The organism is Chimaeribacter californicus, assembly GCF_002858675.1.
Lineage (GTDB): Bacteria > Pseudomonadota > Gammaproteobacteria > Enterobacterales > Enterobacteriaceae > Chimaeribacter > Chimaeribacter californicus.
In genome coordinates this window covers 366,115-382,125 of record NZ_PJZF01000001.1, presented here as the reverse complement: position 1 = coordinate 382,125, position 16,011 = coordinate 366,115, and the positions used below count along the sequence as shown (strand labels likewise).

Here is a 16,011-nt window from a genome sequence, read left to right as displayed (position 1 = left end):
TCCAGTGTGCCGCAGTTTTCCCGGCTTGCCAACTCGGTGCTTTTCGTTGCCGGGGTTTGCTTAGCCGGAGTGGATCGGTACAATCTTATGCTTATTCCTATTTTCTCTGATGCCGCCAGTGACGGCCGGCTCCCCTGCTCATTCCCCATAATAAAAAGGTGTTGGCGTGCAGAAGTATCTGATCGAAGCGCGAAGTTTATTGGCGTTAGCCATTCCGGTGATTATTGCGCAAATTTCCCAGACGGCGATGGGCTTTGTTGACACCATCATGGCCGGCTCTGTCAGCGCCACCGACATGGCCGCCGTGGCGATCGGCACTTCGATCTGGCTGCCGACGATCCTGTTCGGGCATGGCATTCTGCTGGCGATGACGCCGGTGGTGGCCCAATTGAACGGCGCCGGCCGCCGTGAGCGCATTGCCCACCAGGTGCGGCAGGCATTCTGGCTGGTGGCGGCGCTGTCAGTGCTGGTGATCGCCGTGATCTCGCAAAGCGGCCACCTGCTGGGCCTGATGCAGGATGTTGACCCGGCGCTGGAAGCCAAAGCCGTGGGGTATCTGCACGCGATTATGTGGGGCGCACCGGGCTACCTCGGTTTCCAGGTGTTGCGCAACCAGTGTGAGGGGTTGTCCAAAACCAAGCCGGGTATGGTGATTGGGTTCATCGGGCTGCTGGTGAATATTCCGGTCAACTATATCTTTATCTACGGGAAATTCGGCGCGCCGGCGCTGGGCGGCGTCGGCTGTGGTGTGGCGACCGGCACGGTGTACTGGGTGATGTTCCTGCTGATGAGCTGGTACGTAAAACGCGCGCCCTCAATGCGTGACATCCATTTGCAGAGCAAACCGGCCCAGCCGGACTGGCAGGTGCTGCGCCGCCTTACCCTGCTCGGGCTGCCGATTGCGCTGGCGCTGTTTTTTGAGGTGACCCTGTTTGCCATTGTGGCGCTGCTGGTCTCCCCGCTCGGCATCGTGCCGGTAGCGGGCCACCAGATCGCCCTTAATTTCAGCTCGCTGATGTTCGTGATCCCGCTGTCAGTAGGGGTTGCTGCCACCATCCGTGTAGGCCACCGGCTGGGTGAAGGGTCGGCGGAAGCCGCGCGGGTGGCGGCCTATGCCAGCCTGGCAACCGGCGTGGTTATGGCCAGCTGTACCGCGATTTTCACCGTGCTGATGCGTGAGAAAATCGCCCTGCTGTATAACGAAAACCCGGCGGTGGTGGCGATGGCCAGCCACCTGATGCTACTGGCGGCGGTTTACCAGATCTCTGATTCGTTGCAGGTGATCGGCTCCGGCGTGCTGCGCGGTTATAAAGATACGCGTTCGATCTTCTTTATTACCTTTGTGGCCTATTGGGTGCTGGGCCTGCCCAGCGGGTACCTGCTGGCGCTGACTGACGTGCTGGTGCCGCGGATGGGCCCAAGCGGCTTCTGGTGTGGCTTTATTATCGGCCTGACCTTCTCTGCCATCATGGTGATTTGGCGTATGCGCTGGCTGCAATGTCAGCCGGCGGCGCTGATCCTGAAACGCGCGGCGCATTGACACAGCTTTTGCGCCCGGCGCGCGCCGGGAGTGACGAAAAAAACAGCGGAGTGCGCACTCGCTCGGCAATCGCGTGAAATCTGGAAGAAAATTGCATTTTTCCGCTTGCCAGTGCCCGGCCGCGCCGTTAATATTCGTCCCCGTTGCCGGCACCGGCAATCAGAAAAAATGATGCGTCCGTAGCTCAGTTGGTTAGAGCACCACCTTGACATGGTGGGGGTCGGTGGTTCGAGTCCACTCGGACGCACCACACTTTCTGGCTTCTGCAATATGATAATGTGCGTCCGTAGCTCAGTTGGTTAGAGCACCACCTTGACATGGTGGGGGTCGGTGGTTCGAGTCCACTCGGACGCACCACATCAGCGTTTCACATGCGTTCTTAGCTCAGTTGGTTAGAGCACCACCTTGACATGGTGGGGGTCGATGGTTCGAGTCCATTAGAACGCACCATTCATGCCTTACTCTTCTTTTCTCTCTGCTTTTTTACCTTCTCCTGTTTTGTTCGCCGCCACCCTGCGTTTTTCCCTTTTTTTGTCTGCCCTTTTTCCGCTCTGCTCTGCTGTTAATCAATTTGCATTGCATAAGGAGATGAAAAACAGTCATTAAACGGTTGCGCAACACCCATATGCAAAAAGTTTCATTTGCGTCACATTCCTGAGGTTTTGTATAAATCAAGTCGCCTCTTTCTGATTTTTGTTTTGTTTCCCCGTCGCTTACCCTCTATAATGCGGAACGTCATTTCAATTGAAAGGTTTCAGCGCCTTGAACTGTCGATACCTCTTACAACAATTATTCCGACCTCTTCGACCGGCCACTGCCACGTCCGGCGCTGTTTCAACACATATTTCCACCCCAACCCTGCTGCCATCGCCTACGCTTAGTTATGTTTTGCAGCGCCCGACACCGTTCATATTCCACGCTGGTCGCACAGCGGCCAGCCATACGCACTTTTCAATCCATCACAACTTGTAGAACCTATTGTCATGAAAAAGACCAAAATTGTTTGTACGATCGGCCCGAAAACTGAATCAGAAGAGATGCTGACCAAGCTGCTGGATGCCGGCATGAATGTGATGCGTCTGAACTTCTCCCACGGGGATTATGAAGAGCATGGCCAGCGCATCAAAAACCTGCGCGCGGTTATGGAGAAGACCGGCCATAAGGCTGGCGTCCTGCTGGACACCAAAGGCCCGGAAATCCGCACCATGAAGCTGGAAGGCGGTAAAGATGCCTCTCTGGTTGCCGGCCAGACCTTTACCTTCACCACCGATCAGAGCGTCATTGGTAACACCGAGCGTGTGGCCGTGACCTACGCCGGTTTCGCCGCTGACCTGAAAATCGGTAACACCGTGCTGGTCGATGATGGCCTGATCGGCATGGAAGTGGTTGAAGTCACCGAAACCGAGGTGATCTGTAAAGTCCTGAACAGTGGCGACCTGGGTGAGAACAAAGGCGTTAACCTGCCGGGCGTTTCCATTCAGCTGCCGGCACTGGCCGAAAAAGACAAACGTGACCTGATCTTCGGCTGTGAGCAGGGCGTTGATTTCGTAGCGGCCTCGTTCATCCGTAAACGTTCTGATGTGTTGGAAATCCGTGAGCACCTGAAAGCCCACGGCGGCGAGCAGATCCAGATCATCTCCAAAATCGAAAACCAGGAAGGCCTGAACAACTTCGACGAAATCCTGGATGCGTCTGACGGCATCATGGTGGCGCGTGGCGATCTGGGCGTTGAAATTCCGGTTGAAGAAGTGATCTTCGCACAGAAGATGATGATCGAGAAATGTAACCGCGCCCGCAAAGTGGTCATCACTGCGACCCAGATGCTGGATTCCATGATCAAAAACCCGCGCCCGACCCGTGCAGAAGCCGGTGACGTGGCGAACGCCATCATCGACGGCACCGATGCGGTAATGCTGTCTGGTGAAAGCGCCAAGGGTAAATACCCGCTGGAAGCGGTCACCATCATGGCGACCATCTGTGAGCGTACTGATCGCGTCATGCAGAGCCGCATTGACAGCCTGAATGACAGCCGTAAGCTGCGCATCACCGAAGCGGTATGCCGCGGTGCGGTAGAAACCGCTGAGAAGCTGGATGCACCGCTGATTGTGGTCGCCACCGGCGGCGGTAAATCAGCTAAAGCGGTACGTAAATACTTCCCGCATGCCACTATCCTGGCCCTGACCACCAATGCCGTGACCGCCCGCCAGCTGATCCTCAGCAAAGGCGTGATCACCCAGGTGGTGAAAGAGATCGCCTCTACGGATGATTTCTACCGCATCGGTAAAGAAGCGGCGCTGGAAAGCGGCTTGGCTCAGAAAGGCGACGTGGTCGTCATGGTGTCGGGTGCGCTGGTACCAAGCGGCACCACCAATACCTCTTCGGTACACGTGCTTTAATTAAACGTGACATCCTGAGCAGAATAAAAACGCCGCGCTTCAGCGGCGTTTTTTTCATCCGTCGATCGGGTATTTTCAGAAAATCGCTACTTTTTTAAGCGAACAAATTTTGAGAGGGTTCCCATAGAAGCAGCATGTTTTCGCTGGTTTTTTTAACTTTACAGCAAAAGCAGATGCTTCTTTGAGCGAACGATCAAAATAAAGTGCTTCAGCCCTAAAAATTTATTCTCATTAGAAAAAGGTTTGTGTAATACTTGTAACGCTACATGGAGATTAACTCAATCTAGAGGGTATTTATAATGAATCGCACTAAACTGGTACTGGGCGCAGTAATCCTGGGTTCTACTCTGCTGGCAGGTTGCTCCAGCAATGCTAAAATCGATCAACTGTCTTCTGACGTTCAGACTCTGAACGCTAAAGTTGACCAGCTGAGCAACGACGTGAACGCAATCCGTTCTGACGTCCAAGCCGCTAAAGACGATGCAGCACGCGCTAACCAGCGTCTGGACAACCAAGCTCACGCTTACAAAAAGTAATCGAGCTCGGCTAATAAAAATGGCGCACACTGTGCGCCATTTTTTTGCCCGTTTTTATACGCATCAATAACACAGGCATTAATAGGTTCTGCCCCTGCCTTCCCCCTCCGGCCCTTTTCCCTTTTCTGTCTGAACGCTTATCTGCGCCTCCATGCGCAAGGAAACCTTATGTAAGCGCGTTATTGCAGGCTTTGTGGCGGTGTGGTTTCTGTCACGGGCGCAGGTTGGCTGCTGGCGCTCTGCGGCATGATCGCTTCAGGGATCGCATCATTGGCATCCGGCCCGGTGTTGACCAGTACCGGCATCCCTGAGCGGCGCTCAATCGCCTGTTTGACGACCTCCGCATTGGTTTCCGGCGTTTTGATAAAGGCCTTGATCACCCTGGTTTTCGCAATGGGCATGGTCTGCGGATCATCCTTATCGGTGTGCGATAACGGCTGATGCACCTCAATGTAGCGTTTACCATCCGGCTCGACCGCGACTTTAATCGGCTGGTTGATGACCTGCACCCGTGTGCCTTTCGGCACCTGATTAAACAGCGCCTCGATATCTGCGGCCCGCAGGCGGATACAACCAGAGCTCACACGCATCCCAATGCCGAAATTGGCATTGGTGCCGTGGATCAGGTAAACGCCCCCACCTGCGGCCATACGCAGCGCAAACAGCCCCATGGGGTTCTCCGGCCCGGCAGGCACTACGGCCGGCAAGGTGATGCCCTGCTCTTCCAGATAGTGCTTACGGATATTGGCGGTAGGCGTCCAGGTCGGGTTAGGGATCTTCTGGATAATCGAAGTCACCATCGTGGGCGTATTACGCCCAAGCTGGCCGATGCCGATGGGGTACACCACCACTTTATTTTCCCCTTTCGGGTAATAGTAAAGCCGCAGTTCCGCGAGGTTAATCACGATGCCTTCACGGGGCGTGTCCGGCAGCAGCATCTGGGTCGGGATAGTCAATACCGAGCCGGGCGCCGGCAGATAAGGGTCTGTGCCTGGGTTGGCTTCCAGCATCCCCAGCAGGCCGATTTTATAATCGGCAGCAATCATCTCCAGCGAGCGGCCGTCATTCGGCACGGTGTACGTGACATTTTCACCAATCAGCCGGCTATTTTCAGGCGGCAGCGGGTAATCCGTGGCGCGTACAGAGAATGAAGTGAGTAACCAGAGGGTGCTGAGAAGGCCCAGCAACCAGCGTGCTTTTTTCATACCTGATTTATCCTTATCACGAGCGGTGTCGCTATCCTGATGCCTGATACAGGCCAAAAAAAAGCCGCGCAGAAGGCGCGGCTTACAGGAAGTTTAAAGCTCTGCAGCGTTGGTGCGGATGGCGCGAATCATCGCCTCCAGCCCCTGTGAGCGTGAGGGGGTGAGATGCTGGCTCAGCTCCAGCTCAGCAAAGAACGGGCGCACATCCAGTGCCACAATCTCTTGCGGCGTCATGCCGCTATAGAGAATAAACACGATGGTCAGCAACCCTTTCACGATGGCAGCATCACTGTCACCCTGGAAGGTGACCCGGCCGTCCGTGTTAGTCATTGCAATCCATACCTGGCTCTGGCAGCCGGAAATACGGTAACGATCCTGGCGCAGTTCTTCACTCAGCGGCGGCAGGCTTGCCCCCAGCTCAATCACATACAGGTACTTCTCTTCCCAGTCAGCGCAACGTGAGAAGTTGCGCAGCAATTTTTGTTTGTCCGGCAACGTCGCCATAATGCCTATCCTGCCTCAGTTAACATAAACGCGGCCGGGCATTCAGCCCAGCAGCCGGTGGATCCGCTGTAAGCCGGCCACCAGACGATCCACTTCTTCACGGGTATTGTACATGGCCAGGGAGGCACGGCACATCGCCGGAACCTGATAAAACGCCATCAGCGGCATCGCACAGTGGTGCCCGGTACGGATGGCGATGCCGTACTGGTCGAGGAAACTGCCGACGTCATAGGCATGGTGTTTGCCCAGGTTAAACGGAATCACCCCGGCACGTTCGGCCGGGCCATACAGCGTGATATCCGGTACCTGCGCCATCGCTTCCAGCGCATAACGCATCAGCGAGGATTCATACTCATGGATGGCATCCAGGCCAATCGACTCGACATAGTCAATCGCCGCGCCCAGCCCCATCATCCCGGCGGTATTGGGTGAACCCGCCTCAAAGCGCCACGGCGCGGCAACAAAGGTGGTTTCCCCGGTCAGGCTCACTTCGCGGATCATCGACCCGCCCCCTTCCCACGGCGGCATCTGTGCCAGCAGCTCAGCCTTGCCGTAGAGAATCCCAATGCCGGACGGCCCATACAGCTTGTGGGCCGAGAAGACATAGAAGTCACAATCCAGCGCCTGCATGTCCACTTTCTGATGCATCACGGCTTGCGCCCCATCCACCAGCACTTTCAGCCCGGCAGCTTTCGCTTGCGGGATAATCTGTTCCAGCGGGTTGATGGTGCCCAGCACGTTAGACACCTGCGTCAGCGCCAGCAATTTGGTGCGCGGGGTGATCAGTTGCTCCAGCATGCCGGGCTGCAGTTCACCTTCGGCGGTCAGCGGCCAGACGTCAATATGCAGCGAACGGGCCTTGGCCAGCATCTGCCACGGCACGATGTTGGCGTGGTGCTCCATCTCGGTGATCAGGATGCGATCGCCGGGTTCCAGGAAGGTGCTGCCGAAGCTGTTGGCGACCAGGTTAATCCCTTCGGTCGAGCCTTTGACGAAGATGATCTCTTCCGGTGACGCCGCGTTAATAAAACGCGCCACCTGGGCGCGGACGCCCTCCATCTGCTCGGTGGCTTCCGCGCTGAGGGTATGAATGCCGCGATGAACGGCGGCATAACCGTGGCGATAGAATTCCGCCTCGCGGGCAATCACCTGCTCCGGTTTCTGTGCACTGGCCGCGCTGTCGAGATAAACCAGTGACTGGCCATTCACCTCACGCGCCAGCAGCGGAAAGTCCTGCCGGATCCGTTCAATCGGGTAACTCATTGCTGGCCTCCACGTAAGCGCCCGGCAATACGGTGCAATACCGTTTCACGCAGGGCGTCGTCCTCCAGCGCCTCAGTCAGTTCGGCGGCAAAGGCGAAGATAATCATCTCCTGCGCCGCATCACCGGCAATACCGCGTGAGCGCAGGTAGAACAGCTGTTCATCATCAATACGCCCAACCGTGGCACCGTGGCTGCATTTAACGTCATCGGCGTAAATTTCCAGCTGCGGCTTGGTATCCACTTCAGCCTGTTTGCTCAGCAACAGGTTGTTGTTGGTCATCTGGCCGTCGGTTTTCAGCGCATGTTTGGCGACTTTGATCATGCCGTTAAACACCGCTTTGGCACGGTCATGCACAATCACTTTATGCATCTGGCGGCTCTGGCAATACCCTTGGTTGTGCTCAAGGTAGGTGCGCGTGTCGCTTACCTCATCATCCACCGGCAACACCAGGCTGTTGATGTGCAGCAAGGTATTTTCGCCGTTCAGCTGCGCGCTGGTGTTATGGCGCGACAGGCCCGCCCCCAGCAGGAAGCTGTGGCTGGTCACCTGGGCATCACGGCCCACCACCAGATCGTTATGCGCGAAGTGGTAGCTGGCCTGGCTCTCGAACGCCAGCTTGATATGGCGCAGCACGGCGTTGTCGCCGATGTCCGCCGTGAGACGTGCGCCGGTAAAGTGCCCGTTCTCTGTGAGGCTGAGGTAGTGCTCAATCACCTGGGCCTGGGCACCACGGCCAATTTCCAGATGGTAACGATGGTGCACGGTGTTGATTTCGGCATCCTGTGCGCGGCCGCTGGAGATATGCAGCAGGTAAAGCGGCTTGTCAGCCTGTTTGCCGGCCGGCAGGCGGATCATCCGAGGCTGGTGCGCCAGGCTCTCCGTCAGGTGCAGGAAGACCTCAGACTGCACCGGTTCCGGCAGCGCGTTGTGCAGTGACGGCGTCAGGGCCTCGACAATAAAGTCGCCGGTTTCGCTGTCACTCAATTCGGCACTGAACTCACCATCCACAAACACCAGGCGATAAGCGTCAATCGCCAGGGCGCGCTGGTCACATTCGCTGCGGTTTAACGCCTGGGCTTCCGGTGCAAAGAACTGTTTGCCCAGCAGCGGTGACACCGGCGTATATTTCCAGTTTTCCATTTTTGCATGAGGAAAACCGAGGCGCATCACCTGTTGCCAATGGGTATGTGCGTGGGCGGAATGCTCACCGCCACGGCTTTCAAACAACCGGTAAAGCTGTTGCATCGCATGCGGGCTGCCGGCCTGGGGTGCATCACTCTTGCTCGGTAAGCCAGCCATAACCCTGCTCCTCTAACTGTTTGACCAAGGTAAAGTCGCCGGACTTCACAATGCGACCCTGATACAGCACATGGACGAAATCAGGCTTGATGTAGTCCAGGATACGCTGGTAGTGGGTCACGATGATGAAGGAGCGCTTGCCGTCACGCAGCGCGTTCACGCCGTTGGAGACGATTTTCAGCGCATCGATGTCCAGACCGGAATCGGTTTCATCGAGGATACAGAGCGACGGCTCAAGCGCAGCCATCTGCAGGATGTCATTACGCTTTTTCTCGCCGCCGGAGAAGCCCACGTTAACGGAGCGGGTCAGCAGGTCAGACGGCATCTTGAGCAGGTCAATTTTCTCTTCGATGAAATCAGCAAAATCAAAGCGATCCATCGGCTCCTGGCCGCGGTATTTACGCACCGCATTGACCGCAGTCTGCAGGAAGAAATTATTGCTGACGCCCGGGATTTCGACCGGATACTGGAAGGCCATAAACACGCCTTCACCGGCCCGGTCTTCCGGATCGAGTTCCAGCAGGTCTTTACCGTTGAAGAGGACATCACCGTCAGTGACTTCATACTCTTCACGGCCCGCCAGCGTCGCTGACAAGGTACTTTTGCCGGAACCGTTCGGCCCCATAATGGCGTGAACCTCACCCGGCCTGATCTCCAGATCGATGCCTTTGAGGATCTCCTTGTCTTCAATGCTCACTTTTAAATCTTTAATGCTTAACATGTCTGTCCTTTAGCGCGCCTGCGCCCTGTTCAGCGTGGACCTGCACGCTCTTGACCGCAAAATCCGGTGTTGTTCAACCTGGGTAATGTTCAAAACAGGTGCCGCTCCCGGCATCCTGTTTCTGCGCCGGTTACCCGACGCTGTGTTCAAGGCTTATCGCCAGCAACTTCTGCGCTTCAACGGCAAACTCCAGCGGCAGCTCGGAGAAAACATCCTTACAGAAGCCGTTCACGATCATGGAGATCGCATCATCTTCACTGATGCCGCGTTGCAGGCAGTAGAAGAGCTGGTCATCCCCAATCTTCGAGGTGGTGGCTTCATGCTCCAGCTGGGCGCTGTTATTGCGCACTTCCACATACGGGAAGGTGTGCGCTGCGCTGTCCGGCCCAATCAGCATGGAGTCACACTGCGTAAAGTTACGCGCGTTCTCCGCCCCCGGCAGCACTTTCACCAGGCCGCGGTAGCTGTTCTGGCTGTGGCCGGCCGAGATCCCTTTTGAGATGATGGTCGATTTGGTGTTTTTACCAATGTGGATCATCTTGGTGCCGGTATCTGCCTGCTGTTTGCCGCTGGTCAGCGCAACCGAGAAGAACTCCCCAATCGAGTTATCCCCTTTCAGGATCACGCTCGGGTATTTCCAGGTAATGGCAGAGCCGGTCTCAGACTGAGTCCAGGACATTTTCGAGCCGTTGCCTTCACACAGCGCACGCTTGGTCACAAAGTTCAGGATGCCGCCGCTGCTCTCTTTGCTGCCGGAGAACCAGTTCTGCACCGTGGAGTATTTCACTTCCGCGTCTTTGTGCAGAATCACTTCCACCACCGCCGCATGCAGCTGGTAGGTGTCACGCACCGGCGCGGAACAGCCCTCGATGTAGCTCACGTAGCTGCCTTCATCCGCAATCAGGATGGTGCGCTCGAACTGGCCGGTCTTCGCCGCGTTGATACGGAAATAGGTCGACAGCTCCATCGGGCAGCGCACGCCTTTCGGCACATAAACGAAGGTGCCGTCAGAGGCCACCGCCGCGTTGAGCGCTGCGAAGAAGTTATCCTGTGCCGGCACCACGGTGCCGAGGTATTTACGCACCAGCTCGGGGTGTTCCTGAATCGCTTCGCCAAACGAGCAGAAGATCACCCCGTGTTTGGAGAGCTTGTCACGGTAAGTGGTCGCTACCGATACGGAGTCAAAGATGGCGTCTACCGCCACTTCTGCCCCTTCACGCACCGGCACGCCGAGCTGGTTAAAGGCGGCTTCCACTTCGCTGGTCAGGTAGTTTTTGTGGGTCTCCAGCGCCGGCACGCCCAGCGCATCCGCCGCGGACGGCTGTTGCGTGGCACCCGGCTGCGAGCCGCAGACATCATCACAGCTGCCGCAGGAAGGCGCGGAATAGTAGCTGTAATCCTGATAGTCCAGGGGCTTGTAGTAGGCTTTCAGCCAATGCGGCTCTTCCATCTTGGTCCAGGCATGGTACGCCTTCAGCCGGAATTCGAGCATCCATTCAGGTTCATTACGCTTGGCGGAGATGGCACGAACCACATCCTCATTGATGCCGGAGGCCAGCTCATCGGTCACCAATTGGGTAAAGAAACCTTCCTTGTATTTGCTGCCCTCACCGACCCAAGCCTGTACGTTCTCAGGAATTTCTACATTGCTTCGTGTCATGTTGGAGTCACTTAAACGCCAAAGCTCTCGCCGCACCCGCAGGCGTGCTGAGCTCTAGGATTGTTAAATTTAAAAATCTGATTCAGCCCTTCACGGACGAAATCGACCTCAGTACCGTCGATAAACGGCATCGCTTTCAGCGGGACATACAGCCGGGCACCGTCGCGCTCATAGACCAGATCATCTGCGGCCGGATTTTTAGTCAGATCCAGCACGTAGGCAAAACCGGCACAGCCGGATTGCTTCACTGCCAGTTGCAGCCCCTGAACTTCCGGGTCCTGCTCCACCAGCTTTTTGACCTGCCGGGCCGCGGCATCGGTTAATGAAAGCCCCTGCCAGACATTCTCTTCCAGCGAGAACGTTCCGACATTTTCCTTTGGCAACGTGTTGTCTGTCTGCATCGTAACCACCTCGTAATGAGCAAAAATTGTACGCGCCATGCCTTGATGTTAACGAAACCAGGGCGTCGTCCAATCTGATCCTACCTGAATTATAGTGTACCGGCGCTGACCCGAGGAAGAGTACCGGTCAGGAAGCGCTGCCGCATAGCGACCATCTTAGTGATAAGAATAATCACTTCAACCTCTTGTTTTGAGAGGGTATACCGATTAGGGCTTTCCTGACGGGGCAACAGGCGGGCCGGGCTGGCTATGCCAGGATGCGTGCCTCTGGCCTGCCGGGCCGAACGCGTTGAAATCGTTGTAAATTTAATGTTAACAGATTAATGCTTTCCGGTATATCTCATGTAACACAATAGACCGCGCATTGGTTATTAAACATTCATTGGCAATACCTATTTATCTTACAGTGCCTGACTATGAAGCGAAACCGGTTTAAAAAGGGATGTGAGATTCTGGTTAAATGGGGGCGAAAAAGTACTCAGGCAACCATTGATCGGCGCTATTTTTATGAATATGATAATCATTATCATTCATGACGGGCGAAACACCTATGACGGCCTCCCTCAATGCCTGGCTGCAGGGCAAAATCGATGAGTATAAGTTTCAGGTGCGCGATGCGACCGTAGACTTTTATATGGCCGACGCGGCCCTGAAGCGTCCTGAGGCGGACATTGAACAACTGACCCGCTTTAACCGCCTGTGCCTGGAGATGGCCAACCTCTGCGGGATGAACGGCGATGACGAAAGTTACCTGCATGCATTATGCAAACTCCATAACCGGCTGATCATTGAAATCAACAACCCGGCGCGCGCTTACCTGTTCCGGGTTCAGTGCTACCACTTCGCACGCCATACGCTGAAACTGATCTGCCAGCATTACGCCCAGCTTGGTATCTGGGAAAAAGCCACCGCGTTCCAGAACGATTTTGTTAAGCGCGTCCCTAACCCGCTGTAACCCCCACCGTACGGGGCCGTTAACTGCCCCGCACGGCCGTGGTCAGCCGTGCCGTACAGCACTGCCGCCCCTCATCATCATAAATATCGATCTGCCATACCTGATGGCTGCGCCCGCAGTGCAACGCCCGGCAGACGCCGTGCACCTTCCCCTGACGCACGCCGCGCAGGTGGTTGGCGTTCACCTCCAGACCGACCACCTGCTGCTCGCCTTCCGTGCACAGGTAACCAGCCACCGATCCCAGCGTTTCCGCCAGCACCACCGATGCCCCGCCGTGCAGCAACCCGAACGGCTGGGTGGTCCGGCTGTCCACCGGCATGGTCGCTTCCAGCCGGTCAGGTTCCAGCCGGGTAAACACAATCCCCAGATGCCCGACCATGCACCCGGCGCTCATTTGGTTGAGCGCCTCCAGCGTTGCCGCGCGTTTCCACAGCGTCATACCAGCTCCAGCAGCGCCTGCAGCGGGTGGCGCAACCCGTTGCCCTCGATGCGTTTCACCTGGCTGCGGCACGAATAGCCGGTCGCCAGGCAGCGCTGGCGCGGCAGCCGTTGCAGTGACTGATGCCAGGAGAGTTCATAGATCCCTAACGAGTTGGCGATGTTTTTCGCTTCATGGCCATAGGTGCCCGCCATGCCGCAACAGCCGACGCTGATGTTCTCCAGCTTCGCCCCGAAACGGGCAAAAATATCGGCCCATTGCTGGCTGCTGGAGGGCAGCGAGGTGGTTTCCGTGCAGTGGCCGAACAGGTACCAGGACTCCCCGCTGATCTGCTGCACCGGCCGCGCGGCCAGCGCCTGTTGCAGCCACTCATGCACCAGTTGCACCTGGAAGCTGCCGCGGCGGCTGCCCAGGATCTCGCGGTACTCTTCGCGGTAACAGAGCACCAGCGCCGGGTCGACCCCCACCATCGGCATATCCAGCTGGGCGATGCGGTTGAGGAAGTCGGCGGTTTTGGCGGCAGTTTTCGCAAAGCGCACCAGGAACCCTTTGATATGCTGGGCCTTGCCGTTTGGCGCAAACGGCAACAGCACCGGTTTCAGCCCCAGCTTATCCACCAGATAGACCAGATCGCTGACCACTTCCGCATCGTAGAAGCTGGTGAACGGGTCCTGCACTATCAGCACATACTCATGGCGCTGGCTTTTCGGCACGCTCTCCAGCTGTTCCAGCGTCATGGTCACGGCGCGGTGGCCAATCAGCTGCTGCTTCAGCGTCGGGCTGGAGAGCAGCGGCAGGTCCACCATGCCGAGTGCATTGCGGCTCATTTCGCGCACCCACGGCTGTTTAAAGAAGAAGTTAAACACCCGCGGCGCTTTCGCCATCAGCGGGGTGTAGCTTTCGACGCCGGCCACCAGGTGGTCACGCGCCGGGCGCAGGTAACGGGTGTGGTAAAGCTGGAGGAAACGCGCCCGGAAGCCCGGCACGTCAATCTTGATCGGGCACTGCGTGGAACAGGCTTTGCAGGCCAGGCAGCCGGACATCGCCTCTTTCACTTCGTGGGAGAAGTCATACTCGCCTTTGTTGGCATGCCAGCTGTTGCGCATTTTCTCAATCATACCGCGCAGGCTGATGCGGTTTTCCGCCAGCCGTTTCTCCAGCTCCAGCGGGTCGACGCCCTGCTCCGCCAGCAGCCGCAGCCACTCGCGCACCAGCCCGGCCCGCCCCTTCGGCGAGTGGATGCGGTTGCCGGTAATCTTCATCGACGGGCACATCGGGCTTTTCACATCGAAGTTAAAGCAGAGGCCGTTGCCGTTGCACTCCATCGCGCCGCGGAACGACGTCCGCACCGCCAGCGGGATGCGCCGGTCAAAGGTGCCGCGCTTCACCGCATCCACCCGCATCATTGGTTCATCACTGCCCAGTGGGGCGCAGATCTTGCCGGGGTTGAGGCGGTTGTCCGGGTCAAAGGCGGCTTTGATGCGGCGCAACTCGGTAAAGAGTTCCTCGCCAAAGAAGGCCGGGCTGTATTCGGCGCGAAAGCCTTTGCCGTGCTCGCCCCACAACAAACCGCCATATTTGGCGGTCAGCGCCACCACCTGATCGGAGATCTGCTTCAGCAACACCTCCTGGCGCGGGTCGCACATGTCCAGCGCCGGGCGCACATGCAGCACCCCGGCGTCCACGTGGCCGAACATGCCGTAGCTGAGGTCGTAGCTGTCGAGCAGCGCGCGGAACTCCACGATGTAATCGGCCAGGTGCTGGGGCGGCACGCAGGTATCCTCTGCAAACGGCAGCGGCTTGGCCTGCCCTTTGGCATTGCCGAGCAGCCCCACCGCTTTTTTGCGCATCGCATAAATACGCTCAATGTCAGCCAGTTCCCCGCATACCTGATAGCCGATCACCCCATCCTTGCCGTCAGACATCAGCCCGTCGAGCTGGGAACAGAGATCCGTGACCTGGTTTTCGATCAGGTCATGATCGTCACCAGCGAACTCCACGATGTTCAGGCCCAGCATCTCTTTGTCCGGCACATCTTTGATCAGCGCTTTCACCGAATGCCAGACGATGTCCTCACGGGCCAGGTTAAGCACTTTGGAATCCACCGTCTCCACGGAGAGCGCGTTGGCACGCACCATAAACGGCGCATTGCGCAACGCGGAGTCAAAGGAGTCATATTTGATGTTCACCAGCCGGCGCACTTTGGGGATCGGCGTGATGTCGAGACGCGCCTCGGTAATAAAGGCCAGCGTGCCTTCGGCACCGGTGAGGATGCGCGTCAGGTCAAAGGTCTGGAGATCGTCACTCAGCACATGGCGCAGGTCGTAGCCGGTGAGGAATCGGTTCAGCTTCGGGAATTTTTCCAGGATCAGGTTGCGCTGCTCACGGCAACGCGTCAGCACCGTGCGGTAGATGGTGCCGGTTGGGGAGTCCTCTTTCGCCAGATGCTCCGCCAGCGCGGTGGGCATCGCGCGGGTATCGAGGATTTCGCCGCCAAGCAGCACCGCGCGCAGCCCCAGTACATGGTCAGAGGTTTTGCCGTACACCAGCGAGCCCTGCCCGGAAGCATCGGTATTGATCATGCCGCCCAGCGTGGCGCGGTTGCTGGTGGAGAGTTCCGGTGAGAAAAAGTAGCCGAAAGGTTTCAGGTAGGCGTTGAGCTGATCTTTGATAACCCCCGCCTCTACTTTGACCCAGCCCTGCTCGGTGTTGATGTCGAGGATGCGGTTCATATAGCGCGACATGTCCACCACGATCCCGCTGTTGAGGGCCTGCCCGTTGGTGCCGGTACCGCCGCCGCGCGGGGTAAAGACCAGTGAACGGAAACGCTCTTCGGCAGCCAGGCGCGCCAGCAGGGCCACATCCGCCGTGGAGCGCGGAAACACCACCGCGTCCGGCATCAGCTGGTAGACGCTGTTGTCAGTGGCCATGATCAGGCGGTCGGCATAGCTGGTGGCGGTGTCGCCGTTAAAGCCGTTTTTCTTTAATGCTTCCAAAAAGTCGAGCACACGCTGAATAAGCCCCGGTGCCTGAGAAATCTGTGGGATCATTGCTGTTGACCCTGTCCGTGTGAGGTTGTGTTCACGCCTG

13 protein-coding genes and 3 tRNA genes are annotated in these 16,011 nt (G+C 57.2%); 7 read left to right on the top strand and 9 right to left on the bottom strand.

The window, feature by feature from the left end; genetic code table 11:
- Positions 1 to 166: 166 nt before the first annotated feature.
- From CYR55_RS01775 to CYR55_RS01750, 6 genes are all read left to right on the top strand, one after another.
- Positions 167 to 1,540 (top strand): MATE family efflux transporter, encoded by a 1,374-nt coding sequence (locus CYR55_RS01775; protein ID WP_101814437.1) that lies wholly within the window; start codon positions 167 to 169, stop codon positions 1,538 to 1,540.
- 173 nt (positions 1,541 to 1,713) lie between these two features.
- A tRNA-Val gene (locus CYR55_RS01770) sits at positions 1,714 to 1,790 on the top strand.
- Between the two features lie 30 nt (positions 1,791 to 1,820).
- Positions 1,821 to 1,897: transfer RNA gene (locus tag CYR55_RS01765), tRNA-Val, on the top strand.
- A gap of 16 nt (positions 1,898 to 1,913) precedes the next feature.
- Positions 1,914 to 1,990 (top strand) — tRNA-Val (locus CYR55_RS01760).
- Positions 1,991 to 2,523: 533 nt separating this feature from the next.
- Entirely contained in the window at positions 2,524 to 3,936 is a 1,413-nt protein-coding gene (gene pykF, locus CYR55_RS01755; RefSeq protein WP_101814436.1) for a pyruvate kinase PykF, read from the top strand.
- A gap of 299 nt (positions 3,937 to 4,235) precedes the next feature.
- Complete coding sequence (locus tag CYR55_RS01750) at positions 4,236 to 4,472, top strand: major outer membrane lipoprotein (RefSeq protein WP_004943717.1); 237 nt, start codon at positions 4,236 to 4,238, stop codon at positions 4,470 to 4,472.
- A gap of 179 nt (positions 4,473 to 4,651) precedes the next feature.
- Here CYR55_RS01750 and CYR55_RS01745 read toward each other — a convergent pair whose 3' ends face one another.
- From CYR55_RS01745 to sufA, 7 genes are all read right to left on the bottom strand, one after another.
- A complete protein-coding gene (locus tag CYR55_RS01745; RefSeq protein ID WP_101814435.1) occupies positions 4,652 to 5,677 on the bottom strand; it encodes a L,D-transpeptidase family protein in 1,026 nt (341 codons plus the stop codon).
- Positions 5,678 to 5,770: 93 nt separating this feature from the next.
- Positions 5,771 to 6,181 carry a cysteine desulfuration protein SufE gene (gene sufE / locus CYR55_RS01740; protein ID WP_101814434.1) on the bottom strand — a complete coding sequence of 137 codons (411 nt, stop codon included), beginning with the start codon at positions 6,179 to 6,181 and terminating at the stop codon, positions 5,771 to 5,773.
- A gap of 42 nt (positions 6,182 to 6,223) precedes the next feature.
- Positions 6,224 to 7,444, bottom strand: a complete 1,221-nt coding sequence (gene sufS / locus CYR55_RS01735; RefSeq protein ID WP_101814433.1) for a cysteine desulfurase SufS — start codon at positions 7,442 to 7,444, stop codon at positions 6,224 to 6,226.
- A complete protein-coding gene (sufD, locus tag CYR55_RS01730) occupies positions 7,441 to 8,745 on the bottom strand; it encodes a Fe-S cluster assembly protein SufD (RefSeq protein WP_101814432.1) in 1,305 nt (434 codons plus the stop codon). Before sufD ends, sufS begins: the two co-directional genes overlap by 4 nt.
- Entirely contained in the window at positions 8,720 to 9,466 is a 747-nt protein-coding gene (gene sufC, locus CYR55_RS01725) for a Fe-S cluster assembly ATPase SufC (RefSeq protein ID WP_101814431.1), read from the bottom strand. Before sufC ends, sufD begins: the two co-directional genes overlap by 26 nt.
- A 130-nt stretch (positions 9,467 to 9,596) precedes the next feature.
- Complete coding sequence (sufB, locus tag CYR55_RS01720) at positions 9,597 to 11,126, bottom strand: Fe-S cluster assembly protein SufB (RefSeq protein ID WP_101814430.1); 1,530 nt, start codon at positions 11,124 to 11,126, stop codon at positions 9,597 to 9,599.
- Positions 11,127 to 11,137: 11 nt separating this feature from the next.
- Positions 11,138 to 11,527 (bottom strand): Fe-S cluster assembly scaffold SufA, encoded by a 390-nt coding sequence (gene sufA, locus CYR55_RS01715; protein ID WP_420912710.1) that lies wholly within the window; start codon positions 11,525 to 11,527, stop codon positions 11,138 to 11,140.
- Positions 11,528 to 12,077: 550 nt separating this feature from the next.
- Between sufA and CYR55_RS01710 the strand changes: the two genes are divergently transcribed.
- Positions 12,078 to 12,482 (top strand): hypothetical protein, encoded by a 405-nt coding sequence (locus CYR55_RS01710; protein WP_101814429.1) that lies wholly within the window; start codon positions 12,078 to 12,080, stop codon positions 12,480 to 12,482.
- 19 nt (positions 12,483 to 12,501) lie between these two features.
- Here CYR55_RS01710 and CYR55_RS01705 read toward each other — a convergent pair whose 3' ends face one another.
- Both CYR55_RS01705 and ydiJ read right to left on the bottom strand, forming a co-directional pair.
- Positions 12,502 to 12,921 (bottom strand): hotdog fold thioesterase, encoded by a 420-nt coding sequence (locus CYR55_RS01705; protein ID WP_101814428.1) that lies wholly within the window; start codon positions 12,919 to 12,921, stop codon positions 12,502 to 12,504.
- A complete protein-coding gene (ydiJ, locus tag CYR55_RS01700; RefSeq protein ID WP_101814427.1) occupies positions 12,918 to 15,971 on the bottom strand; it encodes a D-2-hydroxyglutarate dehydrogenase YdiJ in 3,054 nt (1,017 codons plus the stop codon). The genes CYR55_RS01705 and ydiJ overlap by 4 nt, the downstream gene beginning before the upstream one ends.
- Between the last annotated feature and the right edge of the window lie 40 nt (positions 15,972 to 16,011).